The organism is Streptomyces sp. NPDC060205 (assembly GCF_042728395.1).
Taxonomy (GTDB): domain Bacteria; phylum Actinomycetota; class Actinomycetes; order Streptomycetales; family Streptomycetaceae; genus Streptomyces.
In genome coordinates, this window is record NZ_JBHWZP010000495.1 from 1 (window position 1) to 5,113 (window position 5,113).

Annotated in this window: 3 protein-coding genes; 2 read left to right on the forward strand and 1 reads right to left on the reverse strand. The window is 67.3% G+C overall.

Annotation, left to right across the window (positions count from 1 at the left end):
* Window positions 1–153 precede the first annotated feature (153 nt).
* Complete coding sequence (lexA, locus tag ACFWGJ_RS41730; RefSeq protein ID WP_107021475.1) at window positions 154–936, reverse strand: transcriptional repressor LexA; 783 nt, start codon at window positions 934–936, stop codon at window positions 154–156.
* Between the two features lie 527 nt (window positions 937–1,463).
* Here lexA and nrdR point away from each other — a divergent pair.
* A complete protein-coding gene (nrdR, locus tag ACFWGJ_RS41735) occupies window positions 1,464–2,012 on the forward strand; it encodes a transcriptional regulator NrdR (protein ID WP_387334179.1) in 549 nt (182 codons plus the stop codon).
* A gap of 153 nt (window positions 2,013–2,165) precedes the next feature.
* On the forward strand, window positions 2,166–5,069 hold the full coding sequence (locus ACFWGJ_RS41740; RefSeq protein ID WP_387334180.1) for a vitamin B12-dependent ribonucleotide reductase: 2,904 nt from the start codon (window positions 2,166–2,168) through the stop codon (window positions 5,067–5,069).
* Window positions 5,070–5,113: the final 44 nt, after the last annotated feature.

Here is a 5,113-nt window from a genome sequence, read left to right on the forward strand (position 1 = left end):
CTCCCGCTCCGGTGAGAGCGGGAGGCAACAGCCCCTGTGGCGTGTGCAGCGCTTCAGCGCAGGGCCCCGTGGGACATCCGTGAGTGATGACGGGGACAGCACAGGGCCCCGGAACCGGCGCAGAGGTCCCGGGGCCCGGTCAGGGGAGGATCGTCAGATCCGCCGGAGCACCGCCACGACCTTCCCGAGGATGGTCGCCTCGTCACCCGGGATGGGCTGGTAGGCGGAGTTGTGCGGCAGCAGCCACACATGGCCGTCCTCGCGCTTGAAGCGCTTGACCGTCGCCTCACCGTCCAGCATGGCCGCCACGATGTCGCCGTTCTCCGCGACCGGCTGGCGCCGGACGGTCACCCAGTCGCCGTCGCAGATCGCGGCTTCGATCATCGAGTCGCCGACGACCTTCAGCACGAACAGCTCACCGTCACCGACCAGCTGCCGGGGCAGCGGGAAGACGTCCTCGACCGACTCCTCGGCGAGGATCGGACCACCGGCGGCGATCCGGCCGACGAGCGGAACGTACGACGCCGCCGGCTTGCCGGCCGTGTCGGTGGGCTGCGCGGAGGACTGGTCGGATCCACGGACCTCGTAGGCCCTGGGGCGGTGCGGATCGCGGCGCAGGAAGCCCTTGCGCTCCAGTGCCATCAGCTGATGGGCCACGGAGGAGGTGCTGGAGAGGCCGACGGCCTGTCCGATCTCCCTCATGGACGGTGGGTATCCCCGCCGCTGGACGGAGTCCCTGATGACCTCGATGACGCGGCGTTGCCGGTCGGTGAGCCCGGAGCTGTCCGCCCGGATGCCTGGAGGTCGGCCCGGCAGGGAGCGGGCGGGCTTGGGCCCCTCCTGGTTCGCGGTTTCATTCATGGCTTGCACCGGCTCAAATCGGCCCTGGGAGCGGTCCTGGGCAGTGATGGTGGCACTGTCTGCGGTGGTGGTCACGTCGGCCCCTCTCGTTCGTCTCCCTGCTGGACAACGGTAGTTGCTTTCGAAAGGTTGCGCCAAACACACGTTCGAGTGAAAAAACGCGAATGGCCTTACGTGATCACGCGTCTGGGTGTATGGCTACCGCTGCACGGGCCGGACGAAGGTGCTCGGTGCCGCATTTTCTCGTACTCTTCGCCGCCGATGCCGTGGCCTTGTGGGTCGGAACGGGGCGGGGGTCAGTCTGCCATCAGGTGTCCTGTGGAGCGGGAACCGGCCCCCGTACCGCTGCCGCACACCGTATCCCCGTACGCTCCCCGCCGGAATGGACGTGCGGCACATGCCAATACGGGTGCGACACGCGCGTAGAGCGTGAAATTCGGGTCAGGCCCTACATATAGTGGTCCGAGTTCCACAGCAGCCCAGAAGTTGTGGTCCCCCGGTCTTCCAGGTCCTAGGTCATCGCCTATGCTGGGGGCTGCTTCGAGGGGCTCAAGGGCCTGCCGAGGCTATCGAGTCGTGCTGTGCGAGGAGGGTTGGATTCGATGCACTGCCCCTTCTGCAGGCACCCCGACAGCCGTGTGGTCGACAGTCGTACGACGGACGACGGCACGTCGATCCGCAGGCGCCGCCAGTGTCCCGACTGCTCCCGTCGGTTCACGACCGTGGAGACGTGCTCCCTCATGGTGGTGAAGCGGTCCGGAGTCACCGAGCCGTTCAGCCGTACGAAGGTCATCAACGGCGTGCGCAAGGCGTGCCAGGGGCGGCCCGTCACGGAGGACGCACTCGCTCAGCTCGGCCAGCGGGTCGAGGAGGCGGTGCGGGCCACCGGGAGTGCCGAACTGACCACCCACGACGTGGGACTGGCCATACTCGGCCCCTTGCAGGAGCTCGACCTCGTCGCCTATCTGCGGTTCGCGTCCGTCTACCGGGCGTTCGACTCGCTGGAGGACTTCGAGGCCGCCATCACGGAACTCAGGGAGACGCAGGGCCCCGCCGCGGCCGACGACGACGTGTGCGAGGGGTGCCAAGGGAGCGACCGCGGGTCCGGAGAGGCTGTCGAAGTCCCCGTGCCCGCGACCGCCGCCGACTGACGAGAAGGGCCGGCACCGGCCCTGCCGATCGGCGGCGACCACATACCTGTTGCGAGCGGACGCGTAGGCGGTGCTCGCAATACCAGAACACACACCGTGCCCCGGGAAGAACGAGGCACTTCAGGGCGTTTTAGCCTGATACAGGGAGGCGGCATGACAGAGACGGCGAGCGGTCCGGCACGAGGTTCCCGCGCGAAGGGCACCAAGGCCACCAAGGGACTGCGTATCGAGCGCATCCACACCACCCCGGGCGTGCACCCGTACGACGAGGTGTCCTGGGAGCGCCGTGACGTCGTCATGACCAATTGGCGCGACGGCTCGGTCAACTTCGAGCAGCGTGGCGTCGAGTTCCCCGACTTCTGGTCGTTGAACGCGGTCAACATCGTCACCAGCAAGTACTTCCGGGGTGCCGTGGGCACTCCGCAGCGCGAGGTGAGCCTCAAGCAGCTCATCGACCGCATCGTGAAGACGTATCGGAAGGCCGGCGAGGACTACAAGTACTTCGCGTCGCCCGCCGACGCCGAGATCTTCGAGCACGAGCTGGCGTACGCCCTCCTGCACCAGATCTTCAGCTTCAACTCGCCGGTGTGGTTCAACGTCGGCACGCCCCAGCCGCAGCAGGTCTCCGCCTGCTTCATCCTGGCCGTCGACGACTCCATGGAGTCGATCCTCGACTGGTACAAGGAAGAGGGCATGATCTTCAAGGGCGGCTCGGGCGCCGGCCTGAACCTCTCCCGGATCCGCTCCTCCAAGGAACTGCTCTCCTCGGGCGGCAACGCCTCGGGTCCCGTCTCCTTCATGCGCGGTGCCGACGCCTCCGCAGGAACGATCAAGTCGGGCGGCGCCACGCGCCGCGCCGCCAAGATGGTCATCCTCGACGTCGACCACCCCGACATCGAGGACTTCATCCAGACCAAGGTCAAGGAAGAGGAGAAGATCCGCGCCCTGCGCGACGCGGGCTTCGACATGGACCTGGGCGGCGACGACATCACGTCCGTCCAGTACCAGAACGCCAACAACTCGGTCCGCGTGAACGACACGTTCATGAAGGCCGTCGAGAACGGCGAGAAGTTCGGCCTCACCTCCCGCATGACCGGCGAGGTCATCGAGGAGGTCGACGCCAAGGACCTGTTCCGCAAGATGGCGGAGGCGGCCTGGGCGTGCGCCGACCCGGGCATCCAGTACGACGACACGATCAACCGCTGGCACACGTGCCCGGAGTCCGGCCGTATCAACGGCTCGAACCCGTGCAGCGAGTACATGCACCTGGACAACACGTCCTGCAACCTCGCCTCGCTGAACCTCATGAAGTTCCTGAAGGACGACGGCAAGGGCCGCCAGTCCTTCGACGTCGAGCGCTTCTCGAAGGTCGTCGAGCTCGTCATCACGGCGATGGACATCTCGATCTGCTTCGCGGACTTCCCGACCCAGAAGATCGGCGACAACACCCGCGCCTTCCGCCAGCTGGGCATCGGTTACGCCAACCTCGGCGCCCTGCTGATGGCGACGGGGCACGCGTACGACTCCGACGGCGGTCGCTCGCTCGCCGGCGCCATCACCTCCCTGATGACCGGCACCTCGTACAAGCGGTCCGCCGAGCTCGCCGCGGTCGTCGGCCCGTACGACGGCTACGCCCGCAACGCTCAGCCGCACCAGCGCGTCATGAAGCAGCACTCCGACGCCAACGCCGTGGCCCCCCGCGTGGACGACCTGGACACGCCGATCTGGGCCGCCGCCACGGAGTCCTGGCAGGACGTGCTGCGTCTCGGCGAGAAGAACGGCTTCCGCAACGCGCAGGCCTCGGTCATCGCCCCGACCGGCACCATCGGTCTCGCGATGTCCTGCGACACCACCGGCCTTGAGCCCGACCTCGCCCTGGTCAAGTTCAAGAAGCTGGTCGGCGGCGGCTCGATGCAGATCGTCAACGGCACCGTCCCGCAGGCCCTGCGCCGCCTGGGTTACCAGGAGGAGCAGATCGAGGCGATCGTCGCCCACATCGCCGACCACGGCAATGTGATCGACGCCCCGGGCCTGAAGACCGAGCACTACGAGGTCTTCGACTGCGCCATGGGCGAGCGTTCCATCTCCGCGATGGGCCACGTCCGCATGATGGCCGCGATCCAGCCGTGGATCTCCGGCGCGCTCTCCAAGACGGTCAACCTGCCGGAGACGGCGACCGTCGAGGACGTCGAAGAGGTCTACTTCGAGGCGTGGAAGATGGGCGTCAAGGCGCTCGCGATCTACCGCGACAACTGCAAGGTCGGCCAGCCCCTCTCCGCGAAGACCAAGGAGAAGGAGAAGACCGTCACGGACGCTGTCACGGCCAAGGCCGAGGACACCATCCGTACCGCGGTCGAGAAGGTCGTCGAGTACCGCCCGGTCCGCAAGCGCCTCCCCAAGGGCCGTCCCGGCATCACCACGTCCTTCACGGTCGGTGGCGCCGAGGGCTACATGACCGCCAACTCCTACCCGGACGACGGTCTCGGCGAGGTCTTCCTGAAGATGTCGAAGCAGGGCTCCACCCTCGCGGGCATGATGGACGCCTTCTCGATCGCCGTCTCCGTAGGCCTGCAGTACGGCGTCCCCCTGGAGACGTACGTCTCCAAGTTCACCAACATGCGCTTCGAGCCGGCCGGTATGACGGACGACCCGGACGTGCGGATGGCGCAGTCGATCGTCGACTACATCTTCCGCCGCCTGGCGCTCGACTTCCTGCCCTTCGAGACGCGTTCCGCCCTCGGCATCCACTCGGCCGACGAGCGGCAGCGGCACCTGGAGACGGGCTCGTACGAGGCCGGCGAGGACGAGGTCGACGTCGAGGGGCTGGCGCAGTCCGCGCCCCGCGCGCAGGAACTGAAGGCCGTCGTCACCCCCAAGGCCGAGGTCGAAGCGGTCAAGCCGGCTCCGCAGCAGGCCCACACCAGTGCCGAACTGGTCGAGATGCAGCTGGGCATCCAGGCGGACGCCCCCCTGTGCTTCTCCTGCGGTACGAAGATGCAGCGGGCCGGTTCCTGCTACATCTGCGAGGGCTGCGGTTCGACCAGTGGTTGCAGCTGATCTCTGACGGATCCACACGCCGAAGGGGCGGTACAGCCACCAGC

Excerpts from the sequence above, each read along its gene's own strand:
- ACFWGJ_RS41740 (WP_387334180.1), top strand. The coding sequence starts at position 2,166 with ATGACAGAGACGGCGAGCGGTCCGGCACGAGGTTCCCGCGCGAAGGGC.
- nrdR (WP_387334179.1), top strand. The coding sequence starts at position 1,464 with ATGCACTGCCCCTTCTGCAGGCACCCCGACAGCCGTGTGGTCGACAGT.